At 61.2% G+C, this 276-nt stretch carries 1 protein-coding gene; it reads right to left on the reverse strand.

Annotated elements, in window-relative coordinates; translation table 11 throughout:
* Positions 1-276: Hsp20 family protein (locus CH341_RS32470; protein ID WP_146604767.1), on the reverse strand; the 276-nt coding region annotated here is incomplete at both ends.

Below are 276 nucleotides of genomic sequence, written 5' to 3' on the forward strand. Positions count from 1 at the left end.
AACCGCTGATCGCGATCTTGCGCGGCTTCATGGCCTCCGGGATCTCGCGCACGAGATCGATGTGCAGAAGGCCGTTCTCCAGGGTGGCGCCGGTCACTTCGACATGGTCGGCGAGCTGGAAGCGGCGCTCGAAGGAGCGTGCAGCGATCCCGCGATAGAGAATTTCGCGGTCGCGCTCGCTTTCGTCCTCGTTGCGCTGCGCCTTGATCGTGAGAATGTTCTCTTTCGATTCAATATCGATATCGCGCTCGCCGAAGCCGGCCACGGCCATCGTAA

Origin of the sequence: Rhodoplanes roseus (assembly GCF_003258865.1) — a bacterium.
GTDB classification, from domain to species: domain Bacteria; phylum Pseudomonadota; class Alphaproteobacteria; order Rhizobiales; family Xanthobacteraceae; genus Rhodoplanes; species Rhodoplanes roseus.